The organism is Actinoplanes sp. TBRC 11911, from assembly GCF_012933445.1.
Classification (GTDB): Bacteria; Actinomycetota; Actinomycetes; order Mycobacteriales; family Micromonosporaceae; genus Actinoplanes.
The window spans coordinates 1-23,769 of record NZ_JABBNC010000048.1 but is presented as its reverse complement, the minus strand read 5'-3'; the positions used below and the strand labels follow the sequence as shown (position 1 = coordinate 23,769).

The 23,769-nt window shown below is 68.4% G+C and carries 23 protein-coding genes; 10 read left to right on the top strand and 13 right to left on the bottom strand.

The features are described 5' to 3' along the window. The first annotated feature begins 95 nt into the window (after positions 1 to 95). Positions 96 to 326 (top strand): histidine kinase dimerization/phospho-acceptor domain-containing protein, encoded by a 231-nt coding sequence (locus tag HH310_RS39620; protein ID WP_169180910.1) that lies wholly within the window; start codon positions 96 to 98, stop codon positions 324 to 326. On the opposite strand, the gene HH310_RS39615 is transcribed toward HH310_RS39620, so the two are convergent. Beyond that, positions 316 to 1,944: a GAF domain-containing sensor histidine kinase gene (locus HH310_RS39615; RefSeq protein ID WP_169180947.1), complete on the bottom strand. Its 1,629-nt coding sequence runs from the start codon at positions 1,942 to 1,944 to the stop codon at positions 316 to 318. The two genes, HH310_RS39620 and HH310_RS39615, sit on opposite strands and share 11 nt — an antisense overlap. A 179-nt stretch (positions 1,945 to 2,123) precedes the next feature. On the opposite strand from HH310_RS39615, the gene HH310_RS39610 reads away from it, so the two are divergent. Beyond that, the gene (locus tag HH310_RS39610) at positions 2,124 to 2,768 is read left to right on the top strand and encodes a response regulator transcription factor (RefSeq protein WP_169180909.1); all 645 of its coding nucleotides are present in this window, start codon (positions 2,124 to 2,126) and stop codon (positions 2,766 to 2,768) included. A gap of 28 nt (positions 2,769 to 2,796) precedes the next feature. After that, complete coding sequence (locus tag HH310_RS39605; protein ID WP_169180908.1) at positions 2,797 to 3,666, top strand: alcohol dehydrogenase catalytic domain-containing protein; 870 nt, start codon at positions 2,797 to 2,799, stop codon at positions 3,664 to 3,666. Here HH310_RS39605 and pflA read toward each other — a convergent pair whose 3' ends face one another. Both pflA and pflB read right to left on the bottom strand, forming a co-directional pair. Continuing rightward, positions 3,667 to 4,401: a pyruvate formate-lyase-activating protein gene (gene pflA / locus HH310_RS39600; RefSeq protein ID WP_169180907.1), complete on the bottom strand. Its 735-nt coding sequence runs from the start codon at positions 4,399 to 4,401 to the stop codon at positions 3,667 to 3,669. It lies immediately after the preceding gene. Next, entirely contained in the window at positions 4,398 to 6,626 is a 2,229-nt protein-coding gene (gene pflB / locus HH310_RS39595; RefSeq protein WP_169180906.1) for a formate C-acetyltransferase, read from the bottom strand. The genes pflA and pflB overlap by 4 nt, the downstream gene beginning before the upstream one ends. A 171-nt stretch (positions 6,627 to 6,797) precedes the next feature. Between pflB and HH310_RS39590 the strand changes: the two genes are divergently transcribed. Continuing rightward, the gene (locus tag HH310_RS39590) at positions 6,798 to 7,640 is read left to right on the top strand and encodes a universal stress protein (RefSeq protein ID WP_169180905.1); all 843 of its coding nucleotides are present in this window, start codon (positions 6,798 to 6,800) and stop codon (positions 7,638 to 7,640) included. A gap of 17 nt (positions 7,641 to 7,657) precedes the next feature. On the opposite strand, the gene HH310_RS39585 is transcribed toward HH310_RS39590, so the two are convergent. The 5 genes from HH310_RS39585 to HH310_RS39565 all read right to left on the bottom strand — a co-directional run bounded on the left by HH310_RS39585 (position 7,658) and on the right by HH310_RS39565 (position 12,289). Further along, positions 7,658 to 8,410 (bottom strand): FAD:protein FMN transferase, encoded by a 753-nt coding sequence (locus HH310_RS39585; protein WP_169180904.1) that lies wholly within the window; start codon positions 8,408 to 8,410, stop codon positions 7,658 to 7,660. A 29-nt stretch (positions 8,411 to 8,439) separates the two neighbouring features. After that, positions 8,440 to 8,907: an FMN-binding protein gene (locus HH310_RS39580; protein WP_169180903.1), complete on the bottom strand. Its 468-nt coding sequence runs from the start codon at positions 8,905 to 8,907 to the stop codon at positions 8,440 to 8,442. Between the two features lie 8 nt (positions 8,908 to 8,915). Beyond that, on the bottom strand, positions 8,916 to 10,313 hold the full coding sequence (locus HH310_RS39575; RefSeq protein WP_169180902.1) for a ferredoxin reductase family protein: 1,398 nt from the start codon (positions 10,311 to 10,313) through the stop codon (positions 8,916 to 8,918). 123 nt (positions 10,314 to 10,436) lie between these two features. Continuing rightward, entirely contained in the window at positions 10,437 to 11,636 is a 1,200-nt protein-coding gene (locus HH310_RS39570) for a HAMP domain-containing sensor histidine kinase (RefSeq protein WP_169180901.1), read from the bottom strand. After that, the gene (locus HH310_RS39565) at positions 11,633 to 12,289 is read right to left on the bottom strand and encodes a response regulator transcription factor (protein WP_312034628.1); all 657 of its coding nucleotides are present in this window, start codon (positions 12,287 to 12,289) and stop codon (positions 11,633 to 11,635) included. The genes HH310_RS39570 and HH310_RS39565 overlap by 4 nt, the downstream gene beginning before the upstream one ends. Before the next feature lie 80 nt (positions 12,290 to 12,369). Here HH310_RS39565 and HH310_RS39560 point away from each other — a divergent pair, with 80 nt between their 5' ends. Next, a complete protein-coding gene (locus tag HH310_RS39560) occupies positions 12,370 to 12,858 on the top strand; it encodes a DUF2231 domain-containing protein (protein ID WP_169180900.1) in 489 nt (162 codons plus the stop codon). Positions 12,859 to 12,909: 51 nt separating this feature from the next. On the opposite strand, the gene HH310_RS39555 is transcribed toward HH310_RS39560, so the two are convergent. Next, a complete protein-coding gene (locus HH310_RS39555; protein ID WP_169180899.1) occupies positions 12,910 to 14,319 on the bottom strand; it encodes a DUF4389 domain-containing protein in 1,410 nt (469 codons plus the stop codon). A 344-nt stretch (positions 14,320 to 14,663) separates the two neighbouring features. On the opposite strand from HH310_RS39555, the gene HH310_RS39550 reads away from it, so the two are divergent. Next, positions 14,664 to 15,662, top strand: coding sequence for a zinc-binding alcohol dehydrogenase family protein (locus HH310_RS39550; RefSeq protein WP_169180898.1), 999 nt, complete (start codon positions 14,664 to 14,666; stop codon positions 15,660 to 15,662). Positions 15,663 to 15,756: 94 nt separating this feature from the next. Here HH310_RS39550 and HH310_RS45100 read toward each other — a convergent pair whose 3' ends face one another. Both HH310_RS45100 and HH310_RS39545 read right to left on the bottom strand, forming a co-directional pair. Then, positions 15,757 to 15,879, bottom strand: a complete 123-nt coding sequence (locus tag HH310_RS45100) for a hypothetical protein (RefSeq protein ID WP_282438658.1) — start codon at positions 15,877 to 15,879, stop codon at positions 15,757 to 15,759. Between the two features lie 68 nt (positions 15,880 to 15,947). After that, positions 15,948 to 16,532 carry a DoxX family membrane protein gene (locus tag HH310_RS39545; protein ID WP_169180897.1) on the bottom strand — a complete coding sequence of 195 codons (585 nt, stop codon included), beginning with the start codon at positions 16,530 to 16,532 and terminating at the stop codon, positions 15,948 to 15,950. A 212-nt stretch (positions 16,533 to 16,744) separates the two neighbouring features. Between HH310_RS39545 and gap the strand changes: the two genes are divergently transcribed. From gap to HH310_RS39530, 3 genes are read left to right on the top strand one after another with little or no spacing between them, the layout of a single operon-like run. After that, positions 16,745 to 17,755 (top strand): type I glyceraldehyde-3-phosphate dehydrogenase, encoded by a 1,011-nt coding sequence (gene gap, locus HH310_RS39540; RefSeq protein ID WP_169180896.1) that lies wholly within the window; start codon positions 16,745 to 16,747, stop codon positions 17,753 to 17,755. A 4-nt stretch (positions 17,756 to 17,759) separates the two neighbouring features. Next, a complete protein-coding gene (locus HH310_RS39535) occupies positions 17,760 to 18,386 on the top strand; it encodes an HPP family protein (protein ID WP_169180895.1) in 627 nt (208 codons plus the stop codon). 1 nt (position 18,387) lies between these two features. Further along, positions 18,388 to 18,786, top strand: coding sequence for a hypothetical protein (locus HH310_RS39530; protein ID WP_169180894.1), 399 nt, complete (start codon positions 18,388 to 18,390; stop codon positions 18,784 to 18,786). Between the two features lie 20 nt (positions 18,787 to 18,806). On the opposite strand, the gene HH310_RS39525 is transcribed toward HH310_RS39530, so the two are convergent. Beyond that, positions 18,807 to 19,682, bottom strand: coding sequence for a universal stress protein (locus HH310_RS39525; RefSeq protein WP_169180893.1), 876 nt, complete (start codon positions 19,680 to 19,682; stop codon positions 18,807 to 18,809). A 92-nt stretch (positions 19,683 to 19,774) separates the two neighbouring features. After that, positions 19,775 to 22,423, bottom strand: coding sequence for a pyruvate, phosphate dikinase (ppdK, locus tag HH310_RS39520; protein WP_169180892.1), 2,649 nt, complete (start codon positions 22,421 to 22,423; stop codon positions 19,775 to 19,777). 143 nt (positions 22,424 to 22,566) lie between these two features. On the opposite strand from ppdK, the gene HH310_RS39515 reads away from it, so the two are divergent. Further along, entirely contained in the window at positions 22,567 to 23,607 is a 1,041-nt protein-coding gene (locus tag HH310_RS39515; RefSeq protein WP_169180891.1) for a zinc-dependent alcohol dehydrogenase family protein, read from the top strand. Positions 23,608 to 23,769: the final 162 nt, after the last annotated feature.

The following is a 23,769-nucleotide window of genomic DNA, read 5'->3' as shown; positions in this document are numbered from 1 at the left end:
CTGACCCGGTGAACCTTCCTCATGCACGTCCGCCAGTTGACCGATGGTCAAGCTGTCGCGGTGGACCCCCGCCGCATGGACTGATCGGAGAGGCCATGGACTCAATGCTGAAAAGCTGCGTCGTGCGACTCGATGACGAGGCTGTCATCACGCTCAACCACGAGGTCAGAACCCCATTGGCATCGATCGTAGGGAATCTGGACATCCTCATGGGGGCGCCGGATGCGGTAGATCCGCAGTATGACCGGGCGCTCTTCGCGATCGCTCGGGGCGTTGAACGTCTGACCGATGTCGTGGACGAACTCCTTCGGCAGGCTAGCCGCTGAGGGGGACCCGCCAGGTCAGGATCGTCCCGGTGCCGTCCGGTGCCGGACCGACCTCGAACGAGCCACCCAGGTCGTGTGCGCGCTCGCCCATGTTCGCGATTCCGCCGCGGGCCAGCGCGGGATCGATGCCGACGCCGTCATCCTCGACCCGTAGCAACATCTCGTCGCCGGTCGCGCGCAAGGACACGCGCACGGTCCGTGCGCCGGCGTGGCGGGCGACGTTCGACAGCGCTTCTCGCAGCACCGCCAGGAGTTCCGGAACGATGTCATCGGGGATGGCGGTGTCCACGGGACCCGTGGTGTCCACCACGGGGACGAAGCCGAGGGCCGGTGCTGCCGCCTCGACGGTCTCGCGTAGTTCGGCGCGCAGCGACGGTCCGGCCGGGGCACGCAGTTCGAAGATCGAGCGGCGGATGTCGCGAATGGTGGCGTCAAGGTCGTCGACGGCGGCGTTGATGCGTTTGGCCGCCTCGGACTTGCCGGCGTGTGGCACGGCTCCCTGCAGATGCATGCCGGTCGCGAACAGCCTTTGAATGACCACGTCGTGCAGATCGCGGGCGATACGCTCTCGGTCCTCCAGCACGACAAGTTGCTCGCGCTCCTCCTGGGCACGAGCACGTTCCAGCGCGAGCGCGGCTTGTCCGGCGAAGCTGGACAGCAAAGTGGCGTCCTCGTCGCCCGCGGGTCGTCCGTCCGCCGCCGTCACGATGAGAACGCCTTGCAACATATCGGATACTGCCAATGGGGCGGCCAGCGCCGCGGTGGCCGGCACGGGTCCGGGCCAGTTGGCCGAGTTCTGCAGGTCATCGACGATTCGATACTTCTCTTTGCCGAACTCGGCTGCCGCGGTGCTGTCTACCGCGATCGTCTTCCCCACGAGGCTCTGTATGGCGGTGTCGGAACTGTCGACCACCTCGATGGTGTGGCGGGCGTTGTCGGCGTTGTAGAGCAGTACCATGACCAGACCCGCGCCGGAGACCTCACGAGCGCGCCGGGCGATCAGCCGCAACGCTTCCGTACGCCGTACCGTGCCCAGCAGCACGCTGGTGATCTCCGCGGTCGCCGCCAGCCACTGCTCCCGGCGGCGGGCCAGGGCGAACAGGCGCGCGTTGTCGATCGCGATGCCCGCCGCAGCGGCCAGCGCCACCACGATCTCCTCGTCGTCGTCACTGAACTCCGGGGCACCTTGCTTCTCGGCTAGGTAGAGGTTGCCGAAGATCTGGTCGCGCGTGCGGACGGGAACGCCGAGGAAGCTGTGCATCGGCGGGTGGTTTGGGGGGAATCCATACGATTTTGGGTGCTTTTTGATATCGGGCAGGCGTACCGGGTGCGGGTCGGTTATAAGCAGGCCGAGCAGGCCGCGGCCGTGCGGCAGATCGCCGATCTTCGCATGTGTGGCGGGATCGATTCCGTGGGTGATGAAGTCGATCAGATCGGTGCGGTCGGCCCCGATCACGCCCAGGGCGCCGTAGCGGGCCCCGGCCAGCGCGCACGCTGACTCCACAATGCGTTGCAGGGTGCTGCGCAGGTCGAGATCGCTGCCGATCCCGACAACGGCGTCCAGCAGCGCGCGCAGACGCTCTCGACTGGTCATGACCTCGCCGACCCGGTCGAGCATCTCGGTCAGCAGCTCATCCAGGCGGACCCGGGACAGCGGCCGCAAGCCCAGCGATGGCCGGTCGCTCGCGACCGGTTCTTCGTCCACGTAGTCGAGATTAGCGGCGCGACCGGCGCGAAACACGCCCGGCGGGACTTTCGGCCCTTGGTACAGAGGCCGCACAGCGGTAGGAAGAGGAAGTGATTCGAGTCTTCTTGCTGGACGACCACGAGGTGGTCCGCCGCGGTCTGGTCGATCTTCTGCAGGCGGCCGGCGACATCGAGGTGGTCGGCGAGTCCGGCTCCGCGGTCGAGGCGACGCACCGCATCCCGGCGTTGCGGCCCCACGTGGCGATCCTGGACGCGCGCTTGCCCGACGGCAACGGCATCGATGTGTGCCGGGATGTGCGCGCCATCGACTCGTCGATCAAAGGGCTCATACTCACCTCGTACGAGGATGACGAGGCCCTGTTCGCCGCGATCATGGCGGGCGCGTCCGGTTACGTGCTGAAACAGATTCGTGGCACCGACCTGATCGACGCCGTGCGCAGGGTCGCCCAGGGCCAATCGCTGCTCGACCCCGCGTTGACTCAGCGGGTGTTGGAGCGGATCCGGCACGGCGTGGAGCAGCCGCGCGAGCTGGCCGCGCTGACCGACCAGGAACGCCGGATCCTCGAGTTCGTGGCCGAGGGCCTGACAAACCGCGAGATTGCCGGGCGCATGTTCCTCGCCGAGAAGACGGTCAAAAACTACGTGTCGAGCCTGCTGGCGAAACTCGGCCTGGAACGCCGTACCCAGGCGGCCGTACTCGCCACCCGGCTGCTCGGCGAACACCCCCACGGCTGAGGTTGCCACCCCCGCCTGACCTGCGAGTATGGTCACCAGAGGCCCCAGTGACGGGCCCATCGCGTACGGGCAAGACGTGGGTACTGCCGTCGGCGCTCAGATCTTGGGCGACTCGTGCCGACACTGCGACTATTGCGTACGCGGTGACCAGATCCTGTGTCCGCAGAAGCACTTCACCGGCATCATGATCGACGGCGGCTACGTCGAGTACGCCGTCCTCAAGGCCGATTTCGTGACGCCGCTGCCGCAGGGCCTGGATCCGGTCGGCACGGCTCCGTTGATGTGCGCGGGCCTGACCGCCTTCAACGCCCTGCAGCGCGCCGGGATCAGGCCCACGTCCCGCGTCGCGGTCATCGGCGCTGGGGGTCTCGGCATGCTGGCGATCCGTTACGCCGCCGCCATGGGAGCCCGCGTGGCCGTCATCGGGCGCTCGGACAGGGATCTGGCATCGGGCAAGCAGGCAGGCGACGAGCTTCTCATCTCCACCCAGGACTCCGACCCGGCCGAGGCACTGAAAGCCTGGCACGGCGGCGCCGACGTGATCCTCAACGCGTCGCCATCCACCGCGGCTGCCACGGCGGCCTTCACCGGACTCGCACCCGACGGCACCCTCGTACTTTGCGGGTATGGATCCGATCCGCTCATCCTTCCCACCGAAGCCATGGCTCTGCGCCGGCCACACACGATGATCAACCCCTCTGGATCACCGCACGACGCTCGCGACACCCTCGCCTTCTCCGCGGCGCACGGCATCCTGCCAGAATTCACCCCCATCGGGTTACGCGACGCCGGCACGGCGCTTGACGCCATGGCGCGCGGCCAATCCGGCCGAGGTCGATCATCATCTTCGACTGACCAGATGACGCCTAACCGTTTCAGGCGTAGCGATCGTGGCTAATTAGTACACCGTCAGCCCATGGTCGCGAAATTGGCTGTGCACCCGTTGCAGCAGGGCCTCGCTCGGAGCCGGCGTATCGGCGAGTGCGAAGGGCAGGCCGAGCGAACTGTACTTGGGCGCTCCAAGCCGGTGGAAGGGCAGCACCTCGAGCCGCTCGACGGTCGCCACGGATGCCGCGATATCTGCGACCGCGTCCACATTGGCGCGATCGTCGGTCAGGCCGGGCACCAATACGAAACGGACCCAGATCGGCATGCCGCGATCGGCGAGGCGGTGTGCGAATCGAACGGTCGGTGACAGCCGCCCGGTTCGGGTCACCTTGCGGTAGGTCGCCGGGACGCCGGACTTGATGTCGAGCAGCACGAGGTCGGTGGCGTCGAGCAGCCCGTCGTCGGCTCGGTCGCCGAGGAAGCCGCTGGTGTCCAGGGCGGTGTGCAGTCGCATCTCCTTGCAACCTCGCAAGACGTCGCGGGTGAACGCGGCCTGCTGCAACGGCTCGCCGCCGCTTATCGTGACCCCGCCGCCGGCGACCTTCAGGAAGCGCTCGTACCGGCGCACCTCGGTCAGCAAGGAATCGGCCGAGACGCGCTGGCCGCTGCGACGGAACCAGGTGTCCGGGCTGTGGCAGTACTGGCAGCGCAGTGGGCAGCCGGCCAGGAACGCGACGAAACGCGTTCCCGGCCCGTCGACACCGGTTGAGACGTCGAAGGAGTGCAGGCTGCCGGTGACGGTCATAGCGAACCGTGGAACGTGCGGGAAATGACGTCGCGCTGCTGTTCGACGGTCAGCTTGACGAAGTTGACCGCGTATCCGGAGACCCGGATGGTCAGTTGCGGGTACCTCTCCGGATGGGACATGGCGTCGAGTAGGGTCGACCGGTCGAGCACGTTGACGTTGAGGTGGAAGCCGCCGGCGTCGGTGTAGCCGTCGAGGACTCCGACCAGGTTCGTGACGCGTTCATCACGGGAGTGGCCGAGTCCATCCGGGGTGACCGAGGAGGTCAGCGAAATCCCGTCGCGCGCCGACCGGTACGGCAGTTTCGCCACCGACAGAGCCGCCGCGACGAGACCATGACGATCGCGCCCGTTCATCGGGTTCGCGCCTGGTGCGAACGGTTCCCCGGCTCGCCGCCCGTCGGGCGTGTTCCCGGTGTGCTTGCCGTACACGACGTTTGAAGTGATAGTCAGGACCGACATGCTCGGCTCGGACGCGCGGTAGGTAGGCTGCCGCCGGATCCTCTCCATGAACCGCGAGACAAGGTCGACCGCGATCTCGTCCGCACGATCGTCGTTGTTGCCGAACGTCGGGAAATCACCGTCGATCGCGTAGTCGACGACCAGGCCGTTCTCGTCGCGCAGCGCCTTGACATGGGCGTACTTGATGGCGGACAAACTGTCCACGGCGACCGACAGTCCCGCGATGCCTGTCGCCATGAACCGGTGCACCGGATAGTCGTGCAGTGCCATCTCGAGCCGTTCGTAGGCGTACTTGTCGTGCATGTAGTGGATGACGTTGAGCGCGTCAACATAGGTCTCGGCGAGCCAATCCAACATTTCCCCGTACGCCTCGACGACCGTCTCGTAATCGAGTACGTCGTCGGCGATCGGCGGCCGCGAAGGCGCAACCTGATCGCCGGTCATCTCGTCACGGCCACCGTTGATGGCGTACAGGAGGGCCTTGGCGAGGTTGGCGCGAGCACCGAAGAACTGCATGTCCTTGCCGACGCGCATGGCCGATACGCAGCAGGCGATCGCGGTGTCGTCGCTGTACGCCGGGCGGATCAGCTCGTCGTTCTCGTATTGAATGGCGCTGGTGTCGAGCGAGACCTGCGCGCAGAACCGCTTGAAGCCCTCGGGCAGTGCTGGCGACCAGAGCACGGTGAGGTTCGGCTCCGGTGCCGGTCCCAGGTTGTAGAGGGTCTGCAGGTAGCGGAAGCTGGTGCGGGTGACCAGAGGCCGCCCGTCGCAACCGATGCCACCCAACGACTCGGTCACCCACGTCGGGTCGCCGGAGAAGAGCTCGTCGTATTCGGGGGTGCGCAGGAAGCGGATGATGCGCAGCTTGATGACGAAGTCGTCGATGAGCTCCTGCGCCTGCTGTTCGGTGAGCCGGCCTTCGGCGATGTCGCGCTGTAGGTAGACGTCGATGAAGGAAGACGTACGCCCGAGCGACATCGCGGCGCCGTTCTGTTCCTTGGTCGCGGCCAGATACGCGAAGTACAGCCATTGGATCGCTTCGCGTCCGGTGGTGGCCGGCCCGCAGATGTCATAGCCGTACCGGTCGGCCATGAACCGCAGTTCTTCCAGCGCGCGGATCTGCTCGGCTAATTCCTCCCGGTCGCGGATGACCGTCTCGGACGACAGGTCGGCGTCGAGAGCAGTCTTGCGGGCGCGGCGTTCTTGGATGAGCCTCTCGACGCCGTAAAGCGCCACGCGCCGGTAGTCACCGATGATCCGGCCCCGCCCGTAAGCGTCGGGCAGTCCGGTGATGATGTGCGAGCGTCGGGCGGCCTTCACATCTGCGGGGTAGGCGTCGAAAACACCGTCGTTGTGCGTCTTGCGGTACTGGCTGAAGATCGTCTGCACGGTCGGATCGAGGCTGAACCCGTATGCCGCCAGCCCGGCCTGCACCATGCGCAGACCACCGTTCGGCATGATCGCGCGGCGCAGCGGGGAGCTGGTCTGCAGGCCGACTATCAACTCGTGGCCGCGGTCGATATATCCGGGCGCGTGCGAGGTGATGGTCGACGGGGTGTGGGCGTCGACGTCGTAGATCCCGCGGCGGCGCTCCTCGACGAACATCCGCTGTAGTTGCCGCCAGATCCGCTCGGTGCGGTGGGTGGGGCCGGTCAGAAACTCCGGTCCGCCCGCGTACGGCTCGATGTTGTCGTGGATGAACCCGGCGACGTCGATCGTCTCGCGCCAGCCGGTGCCGCGGAATCCGCGCCAGGCGTTGCCCATGGCTCCTCCTACGTTCCCCCTCCAGCCTGGCCGGGCACCGGTCCCGCCGGTTAGGGCCAGAGGTCCCTGTTTCGACAGCGTCAACGCTCCGAAGGACCACTCTGAACAGGGCTTCCGGCACTTTCGTCGGATTCCGTGCCGCCCGACGATCGAGGCGAGAGGAGAGCCGCCATGAAACGCCAAGCCATCGTCGTCGCCGCGGACGGCACCGAATCGAGCGGATCCGCCGTGACGTGGGCGGCCCGCGAGGCCGAGCGCCGCAACCTACCGCTGCGCGTGGTGCACGTCTTCGACTGGGATTGGAGCGAGGCACGCTACGACTACAGAAACGACTACTTGAACCAGGCCCAGCGCGTGGCCGAGGCCATCACCGGCAACGCCGTCCGGGCCGCCTTGTCGATCGCGCCCTACCTGGAGATCGAAGGCGATCCGCTGATCGGGCACGCCACCGCGCGGCTGCTCGGCGAGTCCAGCACTGCTGAGATGCTGGTGCTCGGCAGTCGCGGCCGGGGTGGGGTCGGCAGCCTGCTGCTGGGCTCGGTGAGCCAGCGCGTTGCGACGCACGCCGCCTGCCCGGTAGTCGTGGTCCGGGGCCGGGGCGACATTGTCGATGGGCCGGTCGCTGTCGGCGTCGACGACTCGCCGCTTGCAGATCACGTGCTCGACGTGGCGTTCGAGGAGGCAGCCGGGCGAGGTACCGCGGTTCTGGCGGTGCGGTCTTTTCCGTTGTGGCCCGGTGACCCGGACGTGGTGGGCGCCGAGGCGGAGGAGAGCGCTCGGTTGGACGAGCAGCTCGCGCCGTGGCGGGACAAGAACCCCGACGTGCCGGTTGGTATCTTGCTCACGCATGAGAACCCGGCCGCCACATTGGTCGCGGCATCGGCCGACGCGCAACTGGTGGTCGTCGGAACCCGTGGACGCGGCGTGCTCAGCGGAACCCTGATCGGATCGACCGGTCTCCATCTGCTGCATCATGCGCACAGTCCGGTGTACATCGCGCGTCAAAGGTCGTGAGGATCAGGCGTCCAGCCCTACGACCCGACCTGGTGCCCGGGCCATCCAGCGGTGGCACGCACCAGGCCGCGGACGGTGACGAGCAGGCCTTCGTACGCCTCGACACCGTGCAGCCATTCCACCGCCGTCGTCCCGCGGGCGGCCGTGGCGGTCGCGTACACGTCGGCCCAGAGCAGGCTGGGGCCGGTGACCGTGACCGATCGGCATGCGACAGCGGGCAGCCGGGTATGCGGGTCGATGATGTGGCTGCCGCGGTGGGTGCTGCCCGAGGTAGCCACCGCCCCGGAGCGGAGGTCGACGACCTGCATGACCCGTGTCGGGTCGAGAGGGTTCTCGATGCCGATTCGCCAGGGTGGCTGGTCATCGGGGGCGTACACGAGGATGTCGCCACCGGCGTTGACGCACCACCCATGACCGGCAAGGTCGGCCAGGTGCCGCGCGGCACGCTCGACCGCCCAGCCCTTGACGAGCCCGGACGGGTCGTAGCGCGGGTGGCCGTCGCGAGGGTCGGGCAGGCCTCGCGGGTCGAACCATCCCTCGGTGCGTTCGTGCGCCTCGTCGCACAGCCGCACGACGTCGTTCAACAGCGGGTCGGTCACCGCTTCGCCGCGCGCCCAGCGGGCTAGATCGCTGTCGTCGCGATACGGACTGCACACTCGGTCGATGCGGCGCAGATCGGCGAAAAGAGCCGTGACACAGTCGTCAATGGTCGGCGCGAGGTGCCGGCTGCGGATGTGGACGCTGATCGGCAAGCCCATGATCTGTTGCACCCAAGCACGCCGGACCGGTGTTTCGGTCGTCATGACAGGTGGGCGGCGTCGAGAGCGGACTGCAGCGACTGCAGGTACCCGTCGCTGGTGACGGTGGCGCCCGAGACGGTGTCGATGTTCGCGTTCTGCGCGGACAGGGTCTCCTGCGTCAGGATCGGCAGGGCGTACCCGTTGATCTCCTCGTCGCGGCCGTTGCCGTTGGGATAGACCGGTACCTGTACGTCGCTGATTTTGCCGTTAGTGACGGTGATGGCGACCTGGACGTCACCCCAGCGCGTGTTCGCCGTCGATCCGGTGTAGGTCTTCGTCCCCAACGTCGGTTTCGATGCGCTGGGCGCGGTCGTCTCCGGGGACGCGCTCGTGGCCGGGGCCGACGGGACGGTCAAGGTGATCGGCTCGGCGGCAGCATTGCCGCTGCCGCCGGTGCTGGTCCGGTAGCTGAACAACAGGACCAGGGCGGCGACGGTGGAGAACATCCACAGGGTGATCCGGCGCATGGGGCTCCCTACCAGGCGAACAGTTCGGTGTGCAGGTTCTCGGCGCGCACGCCGGCGGTGCGGGCCGCCGTCCGCGCGGCGTCGGTCCAGGCTTCCGGGCCGCACAGGTACACGTGGGCATGGACGATGTCGGGGACCATCGCGCGCAGCGCGTCGGCGTCGGTGTGACTGGCGTATTGCGCGGGCAGCCACGACGGCCGGCGTGCCCGGGATCCGAACAGATAGATCACCCGGACCCCGCGCTGGGCGGCGAACCAGTCGATCTCGCCGCGGAAGGCGATCTCGGCTTCGGTACGGGCGCGGTAGATCAGCGTGGCCGAACCTGGGGCGTACGACAGTTCGCCGAGCAGCGCCAGCAGCGGCGTGATGCCGATGCCGCACGCCATCATGACGACCGGACCACCCGCGTGGGACTCGCCGGTCAGTTTGCCGTACGGCCCTTCGATCAGCGTTTTCGTGCCCGGCTTGAGCGCGGCGACCCGAGCGCTGCCGTCTCCGAGATCCTTCACCGTGATCCGTAGCCCCGCCCCGTTCGGGGTGGCCGACAGCGAGAACGGATGCGAGCGCGACCAGCCGGGACCGTCGAGAAACCGCCAATGGAAGAACTGCCCGGCGCGCACCGGCAGCCGGTCGAGCCGCCGGCCGGTCAGGTAGATCGAGGTGAGCCCGGGGCCCTCCGGGACGACCCGGTCGACCACCAGGCGGTGGCGAAGATTGCGCCACAGCGGCAGGACGATCCGGTACGCCACGACTCCGCCGGCCGCCACCGCGTACAGCGTCCACCAGTACGCCGTCGCGGCGCGCGAGCCGATGAAGTCGGTGCCGGTCCACAGCTGGTGCGGCAGGGCCAGTCCGACGCCGACGTACGCGTAGAGGTGCAGCAGGTGCCACGACTCGTAGCGCAGCCGGCGTCGCGCCGCCCGGATGGAAGTGACCACCACCATGATCATCGCGAGTGTGCCGGCGGTCGCGAGCAGCATGCCGGGATAGGTCCAGATCATCTCCCACAGCTCGGCGAACGCGTTGGCATGTGCGGCGCCGGCGTAGCCGAGGGTGATCAGCACGATGTGCGCGATCATCAGCCAGAACGAGGTGAAGCCGGTCCACCGGTGCCAGCGCGCCAGGCGGTCCTGGCCGAACGCGCGCTCGACCAGCGGGATGCGGGCCAGCAGGAGCACTTGCAGCAGCAGCAGGTCGGCGGACCACAGCCCGGTCAGCCGCCCGGCCGACGAGACGGCATCCGCGCCGCCGCCGATGAGCTGCCGTACGCCGCCGCCGGATACCCACAGCGCTGTGACAATCAGCAGGGTCACGCCGGCCGTGAGCCCTGCGGCGTCGGCCCACCACTGGGGCGTGGCCCGGCGGTCGCTTGCGGCGCGCGCCATCGTGACGGTGGTGATTGCCATCTCCGTACCATCGACGGCAAACCTGCCGATGGGCCGTCCGGAACCTGTGGATTTCCTATGAAGCGGAGGGGTCGCTCTCACCGCTGAAGCGTTGCCCGCTGAAATGGGAAAATTCCCAGAAGGTCAGCCGAGCGAGGGCAGGCGAATGGTGAAGACCGCCCCCTGTCCCGGGGTGCTCGCAGCCTCGATCGTGCCTCCATGTCCGGTTACCACCTCGCGCGCCAAGGCGAGTCCCAGCCCGAAGCGGTGACGGTCGTCGTGGCCGCGGGCGAACCGGTCGAAGATCCGCTGAGTGTCGGCCGGGTCAAAGCCGCTGCCGTCATCGCGGACGACCATGGTCACGCGACCGTCGTCCGTGCGCAGCTCGATCGCGACGTGCCCGCCGGCCGCCGTGTGGCTCAACGCGTTGTCTACTAGGGCGGTCACGACCCGCCGCAGCGCGGTCGGGCGTCCCCGCACCAGCGAGGGCTGGTCCGGGTCCGGCTCGAGAACCAGTTCAACGCCCAGCTGGCTGGCCCGGTCGTTCATCGAGGTGACGACCCCGGCGGCGAGGACCGCGAGGTCGACCTCCTCGCCGACGCTGTCCACGGCCGGCAGCTGGGTGGACAGCAGCAGGTCGTCCACTACGTCGCCGAGCTGTCTCGTCCCGGCCAGCAGGTGCTCCACGTCCGCCCCGATGTCCTCGGCTGTGGCACCGGCTCGCATGTCGCGATCCAGCAACTGGACGCGGGTATGCAACTGGGCGAGCGGGGTGCGCAGCTCGTGCCCGGCGTCCGCGACGAACCGGCGCTGCCGGGCGAGCGCGTCGCCGAGGGGTGCGATCGCACGCCGGGCGAGCAGGATCCCGGCCGCGGCCGAAACGCCCAGCCCGAGCACCTCGGCGGCACCGAGCGCTACGAGAAGCCGGCGCCGCTCCGCCTCCGACGCCGCCAAGCTCCCCACCACCTGCACGGTCATAGTGCCCTTGCGCCGGGTTTCGACGAGATACGTGGTGCCGTCGATCTCTTTAGTGCTGAGCCCGCCCGGATCCCGGAGCGCCGCCACATCCGGGAAGCCCGCCGGCGCACCCGGTGTCGCCTGGAGTCGTCCGGCGGCGTCCAACCGGAAGATCCAGCTGCCGATGGGCGGATCGGTGACGTCCTCCTCGGTGGCCGCGGTGCGTTGCAGCGAACGTTCCAGCGCCCGGCGGCCGCTGTGGCTGACCACGATCAATGCCACGGCTCCCACGATCAACAGGACCAGCGTGATCGCCGCGGCATTCTGAAGCGCCAGCGTCCGGCGGGCCCGGCGCAGCAGCAGCCGATCGGGGTCCGCCCGGTTCACAGCGTGCCGAGCCGGTAGCCGGTGCCGCGGACCGTGGTCACCACGCCGGCGCCCAGTTTGCGGCGCAGGTAGTGCACGTAGGTGTCGGCCAGCGACTCGGTCGCCGACTCCGGAAAGACCCGGCTCACGATCTCGCCACGGCTGAACACCCGGGCCGGGCTACCGGCGAGCAACCGCAAAAGATCGCTCTCCCGCCCCGAGAGTGTCGTGACACGCCCGTCCGAAGCCGTCACCGTACGGGTGATCAGGTCGAACTCGGCGTAGCCGATCGGCAGGCAGTTGTCGACCGGCGGCCGACGGCGCAGCAAGGCGCGCACCCGGGCCAGCAGCTCGTCCACCTCGAAGGGCTTGACCAGGTAGTCTTCGGCGCCGCTGTCCAACCCTGCGACCCGATCGGCGACAGTGCCGAGCGCCGTCAGGACGATGGCGGGCGCCTGCAGCCCGGCCCGGCGCAGCCGCCCGATCAGGTCCAGCCCCTCGATCGCGGGCAGGCGGCGGTCGACGATCAGCAGGTCGGGGCGGCTGGTGAGGGCGAGATGCAGCCCGGCCTGCCCATCGCGGGCCAGGGCGGCGGCATACCCGGCCTGCCGGAGCAGGCGCAGCAGGAGCTCGCCGAGCTCACCATCGTCCTCGACGACCAGCACGCTGGTCACCCATACCTCCTTCACCCGTACGGGAATTGTCCTCGACGCACCTGGGAGAACTCGAAGAATCGTCTCCTAGCGTCCGGGCCGTGACCACCGTGAACGGGCTGCCCGCCCACGTCCTGTTAGTGCACGCCGTCGTCGTGCTGCTGCCACTGGCCGCCTTCCTCCTGGCGCTGACCGCTGTCTCGCCGGCGGCCCGGCGCCGGCTGGCCGGCCCCAACGCGATTCTGTCCCTACTCGTCGTGGTGCTCGTGCCGGTCACCACGAGCGCCGGGGAATGGCTGCAGAACCGCGTGCCCCAGACGGCCTTGCTGAACCACCACACCGAGCTCGGTGACACGGCCATCTACTACGCGATCCCGATCGCTGTCCTGGCCCTGGTCGTGTGGTGGCGAACCCGCGAAGAGCGGGTCGCCTCACCCGGCGGCCACACCTACCTCGCGCCCCGCTCGACCGCCGTGACCAGCCTGGTCGCGGTGCTGGCGCTCATCGTGGCCGCGGCCGGTGTGTTCGGCATCTACCGCATCGGCGACTCCGGCGCGAGAGCAGCGTGGAGTGCGAGCGCCGGTCGCTGAGCGGGTGGTCCCGGCGCCATCGCCCCTCGGTGCCGGGACCACCCGCTCAGATCAGTTGCTGGCCGGAACCGGCGGCAGTTGCTCTGGCACCCGGCCGCCGGGTCCGCCGACCGGCGGAGGCGGTGGGGTGTGCCTGCGACCCAGACCGACGCCACCGAGCACGATCAACCCGACCGACAGCAAACCGATCATGATGCCGGCCGCCAACAGGCCGGCGCCGATCGCGGTCAGATCGGGCACCTGGATCGCGCCATGAACGTTCGCCACGACGCCCGGTGAGCCGTCGGCGTTCGCGACGACCACGGCGTACCGGCCGTCGGTAACGTCCCACCGCATCGTCACCTCGTCGGATCCGCTGGCGGTGGCGACCCAGAACGACTGTGTAGCCGGGTCACTGACCGCTCGTGTTACGCCGGGTGCGCGCTCATACCGGGCGGTGCCGGAGACCAGGCCGGTCATCTCGTCGTGCGCGGTTCCGGCCAGCCAGCCGTCAACCGCGCTTTGCGAGGCGATGCCGACGAAGATGTCCTGGCCGTTCGCCGAGCGGGCAGTCACCCGCAGGCCGCCGACGTCGGCGACGTCCCGCGTCCACAGGTCGGTGTCGGTGATGGTCAGGTTTTCCGCGGTGATCGCCGCGGTGCTCGTGCTCAGGGCCAAGGTTGGGCTGGTGACGTACCCCGCTCGATCACGGGCGGCATCCAAGCCGAGCAGCACGCCGTCGCCGACGCCAAGACCGGCGGCAGGAGCGAGCAGCAGTACCCCCGCCACGAGCGCAAAGACGTAACCGCCCGCGGACGCGGCCGGCGATGGCGCCCGGTCCGGCGGGTCCGGCGACGGCTCCGGCTCGGCTTCGCCCTGATCCAGCCGGAACGGCGGGTAAGGGGTCAGCAGGATCAGGTAAGCCATCACCCGCAGCCCCCATCGGGCCATGCCGACCAGCAGATCATGCAGCCCACGCGGATAGTGGCCGGTGAACAGCAGCGCCAGCGCGGCGACGAGCAGCACGGCCGCGATCACGCTCACCGGCGCGCCATCACGCCGGGTCGCCGCACCGGCCAGCGCACCCAGAATGACCAAGTGCGGGAAGGCGAACAACCACGCGACCAGCGGCAGCCAGCGCTTCGGTTGCTCGTGGGACTCAAGTCGGAGGCGCGCCGGATAGTCAGGCACGTCCGCAAGCGTGAACGGCGGGTACGTATCGGTGCCGAGGGCCTGGTAGCCGTAGTAGCCGACGCGCCACGTCCAGCGCAGCACGCCCATGTTGTAGGCGCGCACCGGCTCCGGGTAACGGCCGGTGACCAGCACGGCCAGGTAGGCCACCAGGGTGAGCACCACCAGGCCGGTCCATAGCACCAACAGAACGATGTAGTGCGGGATCAGCAGCAGCCATTTGACGAGCCAAAGCCAGCGGCTCAGCCTCGGATCGGGGTGCGCCTCGACCCGTACGGGATAGCGGTTCACGATGCCTCCTCTCAGTTCACGACCCGGATAGTCGCGGTGGCCTCGCCGGAATACCTCCCTCGACGATCAGGGCCGTTCCGGTCCGGCAACCAGGGTCCGATGACGCGTCCTCGAGGTCCGAACGTCCCAGCCGTCGGGTCGGGACCAATGGCCCTGGTCGGATCCGCACACCACGGGCGACGATGGCAATGAAGCCCACCGGTACCTTGGCGAAAGCCTTGGACGGCGGCTCGGCGCGACCGTTCGGTGTCCGATCAGCGCCCCCTGCCGCCGCGGGTTGCCAGAGCGCCCCGCCGGTGGGCCGCTACTTGATCCGGACCGTGCACGGACCGGAGGTGCGAGGAATGTACGGCTGGCAGGTCGAGGCACCAGGCCCCGACATCCACCGGGCCATGACGCGGGTGGCGATGACGGCACCTCGCCCCGCTCCCGGTGAGCTTCTCGTCGCGGTCGACGCATGTGGGGTGTGCCGGACCGACCTGCACGTGGTCTCCGGTGACCTCCCGGTGCATCGCCGCGGCGTCGTGCCGGGGCACGAGATCGTCGGTCATGTCGTGGAACTGGGCGCAGGGGTGACCACCTTCAAGCCGGGCGATCGGGTCGGTGTCGCCTGGCTGCGAGAGACCGACGCAACCTGTCGCTACTGCGTGCGTGGTGCCGAGAATTTGTGCCCCGCATCGCGCTACACCGGCTGGGACGTCGACGGTGGCTATGCCGACTACACCACCGTGCGCGCCGACTTCGCCTACACCCTTCCCGACGGTTACTCCGACGTCGAACTGGCTCCGTTGTTGTGCGCCGGCATTATCGGCTACCGGGCGTTACACCGCGCGGACCTGCCGGAGCACGGCGTTCTCGGCATCTACGGTTTCGGTGCGTCAGCGCATCTGACCGCCCAGGTGGCGCTTGCCCGGGGTGCCCGTGTACACGTGTTGACCCGATCACTGCAGGCACAGAAGCTGGCGCTCAAGCTCGGTGCGACGTCAACCGCGGGCGCGTATGACGCGGCGCCTGAGCCACTGGACGCGGCCGTGCTGTTCGCGCCGGTCGGCGACCTTGTCCCAGTGGCATTACAAGCCCTGGACCGCGGTGGCACGCTGGCGATCGCCGGGATCCACTTGAGCGACATCCCGGCGCTGAACTACGACCGCGATCTGTTCCAGGAACGGACTGTCCGCAGCGTCACCGCCAATACCCGCGAGGATGGGCGCGACCTGCTGGCGTTCGCGGCTGAGCACCATCTTCACGTCGCCGCCACGCCTTACCCGATGGAACGCGCGGCGGAGGCACTCGTAGACCTTGCCGCGGACCGGGTGAACGGGGCGGCCGTACTGGTCCCGTAGCCGAGGAGGACGTCATGAGCGGCATCTGCGCCCGGCCATCGATCTGATCGGCGCACTGGGCGGCAACCCGAATGGGTCGCCGCCCGCGCGATGTTCAACGGTGAGGGTGATGTTGGGTTAACGCGCCGATCGCGGCGGCCACGGTCACGGTGACCACGGCGGACACCGTCGGCAGCAGCGCGGCGTATCCCATGGCGATGAGCTGACGTTTCCACATGGCTTCCTCCTCTCCACGATTCGGCGAATGGCCGGCGGCCCCGAGGCCACCGGCCATTACGCGAAACTTCAGATGAGCCAACGGTTCTTCTGCACCAGCGGGAGCGATGCCCACCAGCGGCCGAGCCCCCAGGTGTGCCCGGCGTAGGTGAACGCGAGGGCGATGGCGGCGACGGCGTAGATGAAGTGGTAGTCGGTGACCGGGTTGGTGGACATCGACGGTTCCCCGGCGCTGGTGGTGCGGTCCGGCGGGAACTCGGCGAACCACATCAGCGCCATCATCACGGTGGCCGCGACGGCGGCCAGGCGCATGCCGATGCCCAGGATCAAGGCCACGCCGATGGCGAGCAGCCCGAGCATGAACAGCCAGTCGGCCCAGGGGTCGCCCGCGATGTTGTGGAAGAAGTTCTCGAAGGGGCCGACCTCGACACCGGACAGGAAGCCTTTGGTGGGGGAACCCCCGTTGATCCAGGCTCGGGCGGACGGGGTCGCGAAGCCCCAGCCGAAGGTCTTGTCGAAGAACGCCCACAGGAAGACGAAGCCGAGCGAGATGCGCAGGACGGCGAGTGCCTTGGCGGCGTTCGTGGTGAGCATGGAGCCGGGCGCCTCAACCCGTTCGAGGTGGGCGGCGGTGCCCCGGCCGGTGGTGGTCATGGTGTCCTCCTTATCGATGTCCCGTTGACTCCGACACTGCCGGAACCGCGCCGGGAACACCGGGGCCTGAACGCCCTATCGACCGGGACCAAAGTCCCGACTTCGGAGGGGGCTATCGCCCTGTCGATCCGCGCGCCGGGACCTTCGGCCCTGCCTGACCGGGCGGTTCGGCGCAACGCTGACGGTAGGAACTTCTCTGTGGGAGGACGATGATGACCTACCGAATTGCTATCAACGGTTTCGGCCGGATCGGCCGGAATTACCTGCGCCGGCTCAGCGACAAGAAGCTGGCGAACGCGGGCCTTCAGGTGGTGGCGATCAATGACTTGTACGACGCCGCGACTCTGGCCCATCTGCTGCAGTACGACTCGACGTTCGGCCCCCTCGATGCCGAGGTCGACTATGACGACGGCACGCTGACCGTCGGCTGGCACACGATCCCCACCTTCTCCGAGCGGCGGCCGGACGGGCTGCCCTGGGCGGACCTTGGTGTGGATCTGGTCATCGAGTCGACGGGCAAACTGCGTACGCGGGAAGACGCCGCACTGCATCTCAAGGCCGGCGCCAAGCGGGTTTTGATCTCCGCGCCCGGCAAGGGCGTCGACGCGACCCTGGTGCCCGGGGTGAACGCGGACTCCTACGACCCGGTGCACCACCAGATCGTGTCCGCCGCGTCCTGCACGACCAACTGCGTCGCACCGCTGGTCAAGGTGATCCACGAGGCGTTCGGCATCGAGCACGGCTATCTGACCACCGTGCACGCGTACACGAACGACCAGAACGTGCTGGACGCGCCGCACAAGGACCCGCGCCGTGCGCGCGCGGCCGGGGTGAACATCATCCCGACCAGCACGGGCGCGGCAAAGGCAGTCGGCCTGGTGCTTCCGGAGCTGGCCGGTCGGCTCGATGGTGTCGCTCTGCGTGTTCCCGTTGTGGACGGCTCGATCAGCGATCTCACGCTCGAGCTGGGTGCCGAGGTCACGGCAGCACAGATCAACGAGGCTGTGGCCGTCGCCGCCGGCCGGGAGATGCGGGGGATCATCCGGTATGCCGAGGCCCCGCTGGTGTCCACCGACATCGTCGGCGACCCGGCGTCGTGTGTGTTCGACGCCCGTCTGACCCAGTCGCAGGGCCGGCTGGCGAAGGTGTTCGGCTGGTACGACAACGAGTGGGGTTACACCAACCGGCTCGTCGACCTGACGATGCAGATGGCCGGGAGGTGACGTCATGCGAGCCAGGGACATCATGAGCAGCCCGGTGCATACGGTCGAGCCGACCACCGCCGTGGAGGCGGCGGCCGAGCTCATGGGCAAGTACGCGGTGACGGCTCTGCCGGTGGTCGACGACAAAGGCCACCTGCTCGGCATGGTCAGTGAAAGCGACCTGCTATGGCACCACGTCGCGTCGGACCCGACCGCTCACATGCGGCGTTATCCGGACCTCGACCCGGCGGACCGGCCGAGTGTGGTCAGCGAGGTCATGTCGCCATACGTCGTGAAGACCTACCCCGGCGCTGACGTGGCCGAGGTGACCGAGAGCATGCTCGATCACGACGTCCGGAGCGTACCGGTCCTGGACGACGGTGTGCTGGTGGGCATCATCAGCCGGCGCGACATTCTGCGTGTGATGGTGCGTAGCGACGAGGTGCTCACCCGCGAGGTGCAGCACCGTCTCGACGAGTACGCCGGCGACAGCCCCCGATGGACGGCCACTGTCGAAGAGGGCGTCGCCCGGATCGCCGGAACGTTCAGCGACGACAATGAACAGGCCATCGTGGCGATCCTCGCCCGCACGGTGCCCGGCGTCGGCGGGATAGATCTCGAATCGGGACCCGAGGCCACGAAAAGGAAATGAGATGACCCGGGAGAGGACGGGACCGGCGAACTCAGGCGGTCCCATCCTGGCTGGAATCCTGGCGGCGCCGACTGCCGAGGACGTGCTGCGATACGCCTTCGAGGAGGCGTATCGGCGCGCGCTTTCGTTGCGCATCCTGGTCGCCGGGTTTGGCCTCGATCACGTGGGCGACACCATCGCGCTGTGGGCGGAGAAGTACCCGGATGTGGCGCACACCATGTCGGCCCGTCCCGGCCTGGACGCGGCGATAACGCTGACCGCCGCCTCGCGCGACTGCAGCCTTGCCGTGGTGGCGGAACCGGACGATGCGCACTCGGCGGCCGTATTGCGGGCGGCGGCGCGTCGGGTGCATTGTCCGCTCACCGTGGTTCCGCACGCAGCAAAAGGCCCGAGGCGATAGCCCCGGGCCTTCGGTTGCGATCAGTCCTCCGGACGCGCTCGGACGATCATGACCGGCGCGTCGGCGTGGTGCAGCAGCTGCAGGCCGGCCGAACCGAGCAGGGCGCCCGCGACGACACCGTGGCCGTGGCTGCCCACGATGACGAGCCGGCCGCGCTGCGAGGCCTCGACGAGGGCCGCTGCGGCACTGACGTGGGTGAGGACCACCTCTACAGGGACATTGGGGAACTTCGCCCGCCACGGCGCGAGTTGCTCGTCCAGACTGGTCCGCTCATTCTCGTCCTGCTGCGCGGTGGGCACATCCGAAGGCCGGACGTTGGCCAGCCACAGCGGGATCACCGGCAGATAGGACCGCACGACGAGCAATGGAGCCGCCTGCCGGTCCGCCGCCTCGAAGGCGGTCTCCAACACCAGATCGGCCGCCGGCGAGTCGTCGGTACCGACCACCACCGGACCGTCCGCGGCCGGACGACCGCGCACGACGACGACCGGGCAGCTCGCGTGCGTGGCGACGCGGCGGCTGACCGAGCCGAGCATCAGCCCGGCGAAGCCGCCTCGTCCGCGACTGCCGACGACCATCAGCCCGGCTGTTCGCGATGCTTCGATCAGAAGCGGGGCGGCGTGCCCGATCAGCGTGTTTACTTCGATGTCGACGTGCGGCGCGAGCGCGCGGGCTTGCCGGTAGGCGGCGTTGGCGGCTTGGTCGGCGAGCTGGCGGGCGACGTCGACGTATTCGGTGCCGATTTCGTAGCGAGACTCGTGCCAATCCCAGTCGTACGCGTAGATGATCCGTAGCGGCAGCCGGCGGCTTTCCGCCTCGGTAGCTGCCCATTGCACGGCCTTGGTGCCGCATTCGGTGCCGTCGGTTCCGACGGTGATGACGTCCCGGTGGCTCATGACGTTCTCCCTTCGATCTTCTTCTGATCGTCAGGCTTTAAATGGCCACCGGGTCAGGGCGTCAAGTCCCGAACGGGCGGGACGAAGGTCCTTCAGCGGCTGTCCGAGCCGGCCGCGGCGCAGGCCGCGCGGCCGGCTTCAAGCCGGGCGATCGGGACCCGGAACGGCGAGCAGGACACGTAGTTCAGGCCTGACTCGTGGAAGAACCGCACCGAGGCCGGGTCGCCGCCGTGTTCGCCGCAGACGCCGACGGTCAGTGCCGGGCGCACTGCCCGGCCGCGATCGACGGCCATACGAACCAGTTCGCCGACGCCGTCGCGGTCCAGGGTCTCGAACGGCGACGCCGGGAAGATGCCCAGGTCGAGGTAACGGCCGAAGAACTCGCCCTCCACGTCGTCGCGGGAGAAGCCCCACGTCATCTGGGTCAGATCGTTGGTGCCGAATGAGAAGAACTCCGCTTCCAACGCGATCTGCCCGGCGGTAAGAGCCGCTCGCGGCACCTCAATCATGGTGCCGACCCGGATCCTTGGCGCGCCGACTACCTCGCTCAGGATGGCCTCGGCCTCGAGGCGTACGGTCTCCAGTTCCTGCACCGCACCGACCAGCGGCACCATGATCTCCGGCTGGGGATTGCCGCCCGCCGCAACCCGGGCCGCCGCGGCCTGCGCGATCGCCTTGACCTGCATCGCGAACAAGCCAGGAACAACCAGCCCCAGCCGTACGCCTCGAAGCCCGAGCATCGGATTGGCCTCGTGCATGCGGCGGACCGCTATCAGCAGCTCGCCGTCACGGCCCGGGTCCTCGCCAAGCGCCTCCGCCCGCGCCACCCGAGCGGTCAGGTCCTCCAGCGGCGGCAGGAACTCGTGCAGCGGCGGGTCGAGCAGGCGCACGGTCACCGGCAACCCGTCCATCACCGCGAAGAGCTCCTCGAAGTCCGTACGCTGCAAGGGCAGCAGCGCCGCGAGAGCAGCATCTCGTTCGGTTTCGTTCTCGGCGAGGATCAGCCTTTCGACCAGCACTCGCCGGTCGCCAAGGAACATGTGCTCGGTCCGGCAAAGCCCGACTCCGGTGGCTCCGAAGCGACGGGCACGCGAAGCGTCCGTGGCAGTGTCCGCGTTGGCGTGGACCGCAAGCCGAGCCTTACGGTCAGCATGGATCATGAGGCGCTCGACGGCGGACAGCAGCACGTCGCCGTGCGGCGTCAGTTCACCCTCGAAGTAACGCACCACGGGCGACGGCTTCACCGGCACCGCCCCCGAGTACACCCGGCCGGTGGTGCCATCGATCGAGATCACGTCACCGGCCCGCACGATATGACCGTTCACGGTGAAGACGGTCTCGCCGACGTGAATGTCCTCGGCGCCGCACACACAGGTCTTGCCCATCCCGCGGGCGACCACCGCGGCATGCGACGTCTTGCCACCGCGCGCGGTGAGAACGCCCTGCGCGGCAATCATGCCCGGCAGGTCGTCCGGGTTGGTCTCCCGGCGCACCAAAATCACCGGCCCGGTGGCGGCCGCGGCAGCAACCGAGTCGAAGACCACCGCACCGACGGCCGCACCCGGCGAGGCGGGAACGCCGGTAGTCAGCGGCGCTGGGGCGGCGGCGTCGTCGAAGTGCGGGAACATCAGCTGGGCGAGCTGCTCGCCGCTGACCCGTTGCAACGCCTCGTCCAGGCTGATCACCCCTTCGTCGGCCAGTTGCGCCGCGATCACGAACGCTGCGGCCGGAGTGCGTTTGCCGACGCGGGTTTGCAGCATCCACAGATTGCCGTTCTCGATGGTGAACTCGATGTCGCACAGATCCCGGTAGCGTTGTTCGAGGCGCTGCATGATGGACAGCAGCTGCCGGTAGCTGACCGGGTCGATCGTGGCGAGCTCGGTCAGGCTGATCGTGTTGCGGACGCCGGCGACGACGTCCTCGCCCTGAGCGTTCTGCAGGTAGTCGCCGTAGACGCCACGCCTGCCGGTCGCCGGATCGCGAGTGAAGGCGACCCCGGTGCCCGAGTCCGGTCCGCGATTGCCGAAGACCATAGCCATCACGTTGACCGCGGTGCCCAAGTCCTGCGGGATGCGTTCCTGGCGCCGGTAGAGCACCGCGCGTTCGGCGTTCCACGATTTGAAGACCGCCGCGATCGCCAGGTACAGCTGCTCGTGCGGTGCCTGCGGGAAGGCTCGGCCGGTGTGCGCGTAAAAGACCTTCTTGTACGCGTTGACCAAGTCTTCCAGCTCGGCCACCCCGAGCTCCTCGCCGCCGGCTGCCGCTCGGGCCTTTGCCAGTTCCGCGTCGAAGTCCTCGCCCGGCACGTCGTAGACCGTCTTGCCGAACATCTGGATGAGCCGCCGATAGGAATCCCAGGCGAAGTGCGCGTCGCCGGTGTGCGCGGCCAGGCCGAGCACGCTGTGGTCGTTGAGCCCGATGTCCAGAATCGTCTCCATCATTCCCGGCATCGAGAACTTGCCACCCGAACGCACCGACAGCAGCAGCGGATCGGCCGGATCCCCGAAGCTCTTGCCCCGGCGGTTCTCCACCAGTCGCAGATGTTCTTCCACCTCGCCGAACAGTCCGTCTGGCAGGTCCCCGGTACGCAGGTACTCGCGGCACGCCTCGGTGGTGACGGTGAACCCGGGCGGCACCGGGAGGCCCATGCGGGTCATCTCGGCGAGATTCGCGCCCTTCCCGCCGAGCAGGTCTTTCCGATCTTTGTGGCCTTCGAAGAAGTCATAGACATACCGGGACATGGTCGCCGCCCTCACCCTCGCGTCGGTCTTCTCTCTCGGTGGTAACCCGGCATCCGACCAGCTCAATAGGGCCAGAGGTCCCTGGTCACGAGGCCGATTCACGGCCAGCGTGAGAAGAGACCGACAAACGCTGAGGAGGAACCATGAAAGGCCTCGTGTACGGAGGACCTGGTGATAGGTCGTGGACCGAGATCCCCGACCCTCGAATTCAAGACCCGCGCGACGTGATCATCCGGGTCGACGCCGTCACCATCTGCGGCACCGACCTGCACATACTCGGCGGTGACGTGCCGGCAGTCGAGCCCGGCCGCGTGCTCGGCCACGAAGCGGTCGGCACCGTGACCGAGATCGGCGGCGCCGTCGCCGGCCTGCGCACCGGCGACCGGGTACTGGCCTCCTGCATCTCGGCCTGCGGCATCTGCCGGTTCTGCCGCGAAGGCGCGTACGGGCAATGCTTGGGCGGCGGCGGCTGGATCCTGGGCCACCGGATCGACGGCGTGCAGTCCGAACACGTCCGCATCCCGTTCGCCGACCTGTCCACCTACAAACTGACCGAGCAGGTCACCGACGAGCAGGCCGTCCTGCTGGCCGACATCCTGCCCACCTCGTACGAGGTCGGGGTGCTCAACGGCCACGTCCAGCCCGGCGAGACCGTCGCCATCGTCGGGGCCGGCCCGATCGGTCTGGCCGCCGTGGCCACCGCCCGGCTTTACTCGCCTGCCCACATCGTGGTGATCGACATGGCCGAGAGCCGATTGCAGGCCGCGAAGATGTTCGGCGCCGACATGGTCGTCGCGGCCGGTGAGGACGACCCACTCACGGTCGTGCGTGAGCTAACCGGCGGCCTGGGCGCGGATGTCGTGATGGAGGCAGTGGGCACGCCGCAGACCTTCGAGCTGTGCGCCACACTGGTGCGCCCCGGCGGCCGGGTAGCGAACATCGGCGTCCACGGCAAACCGGCCACGTTGCATCTCGAGGACCTGTGGATTCGCAACGTCACCATCACCACCGGCCTGGTCGACACGTACTCCACCCCGAAGCTGCTCGGCATGCTCCAGGCGGGACAGCTCGACCTAGGCCACATGGTCACCCACCGGTTCAAGATGGACGAGTTCATGCAGGCGTACGACACGTTCGCCGAACCGGCCCGCACCGGAGCACTGAAGGTGCTGCTGACCCGGTGAACAAGCCGCCGGCGGCGTGCTGGGAGCCGTTCCCCCAGCGATTCTGCGGCGCTGCCTGACAGGGGCAGCGCCGCATCGGAGGACGAGCAGACCCATCTTTTGGGGACCTAAGACCCTACGGCGGGCACCCGTTCGTCACCTAGCGTCAGAAGTGGAGATGAC

Bases quoted from the DNA above. Each gene is read 5' to 3' on its own strand.
- HH310_RS39550 (WP_169180898.1), top strand. From the start codon at position 14,664: ATGTACGGCTGGCAGGTCGAGGCACCAGGCCCCGACATCCACCGGGCC.
- HH310_RS39545 (WP_169180897.1), bottom strand. From the start codon at position 16,532: ATGACCACCACCGGCCGGGGCACCGCCGCCCACCTCGAACGGGTTGAG.
- pflB (WP_169180906.1), bottom strand. From the start codon at position 6,626: ATGGGCAACGCCTGGCGCGGATTCCGCGGCACCGGCTGGCGCGAGACG.
- HH310_RS39615 (WP_169180947.1), bottom strand. From the start codon at position 1,944: ATGCTCGACCGGGTCGGCGAGGTCATGACCAGTCGAGAGCGTCTGCGC.
- HH310_RS39515 (WP_169180891.1), top strand. From the start codon at position 22,567: ATGAAAGGCCTCGTGTACGGAGGACCTGGTGATAGGTCGTGGACCGAG.
- HH310_RS39590 (WP_169180905.1), top strand. From the start codon at position 6,798: ATGAAACGCCAAGCCATCGTCGTCGCCGCGGACGGCACCGAATCGAGC.
- HH310_RS39525 (WP_169180893.1), bottom strand. From the start codon at position 19,682: ATGAGCCACCGGGACGTCATCACCGTCGGAACCGACGGCACCGAATGC.
- gap (WP_169180896.1), top strand. From the start codon at position 16,745: ATGACCTACCGAATTGCTATCAACGGTTTCGGCCGGATCGGCCGGAAT.
- HH310_RS39605 (WP_169180908.1), top strand. From the start codon at position 2,797: ATGGTCACCAGAGGCCCCAGTGACGGGCCCATCGCGTACGGGCAAGAC.
- HH310_RS39575 (WP_169180902.1), bottom strand. From the start codon at position 10,313: ATGGCAATCACCACCGTCACGATGGCGCGCGCCGCAAGCGACCGCCGG.
- HH310_RS39530 (WP_169180894.1), top strand. From the start codon at position 18,388: ATGACCCGGGAGAGGACGGGACCGGCGAACTCAGGCGGTCCCATCCTG.
- HH310_RS39620 (WP_169180910.1), top strand. From the start codon at position 96: ATGGACTCAATGCTGAAAAGCTGCGTCGTGCGACTCGATGACGAGGCT.
- pflA (WP_169180907.1), bottom strand. From the start codon at position 4,401: ATGACCGTCACCGGCAGCCTGCACTCCTTCGACGTCTCAACCGGTGTC.
- HH310_RS39580 (WP_169180903.1), bottom strand. From the start codon at position 8,907: ATGCGCCGGATCACCCTGTGGATGTTCTCCACCGTCGCCGCCCTGGTC.
- HH310_RS39535 (WP_169180895.1), top strand. From the start codon at position 17,760: ATGCGAGCCAGGGACATCATGAGCAGCCCGGTGCATACGGTCGAGCCG.
- HH310_RS45100 (WP_282438658.1), bottom strand. From the start codon at position 15,879: ATGTGGAAACGTCAGCTCATCGCCATGGGATACGCCGCGCTGCTGCCG.
- ppdK (WP_169180892.1), bottom strand. From the start codon at position 22,423: ATGTCCCGGTATGTCTATGACTTCTTCGAAGGCCACAAAGATCGGAAA.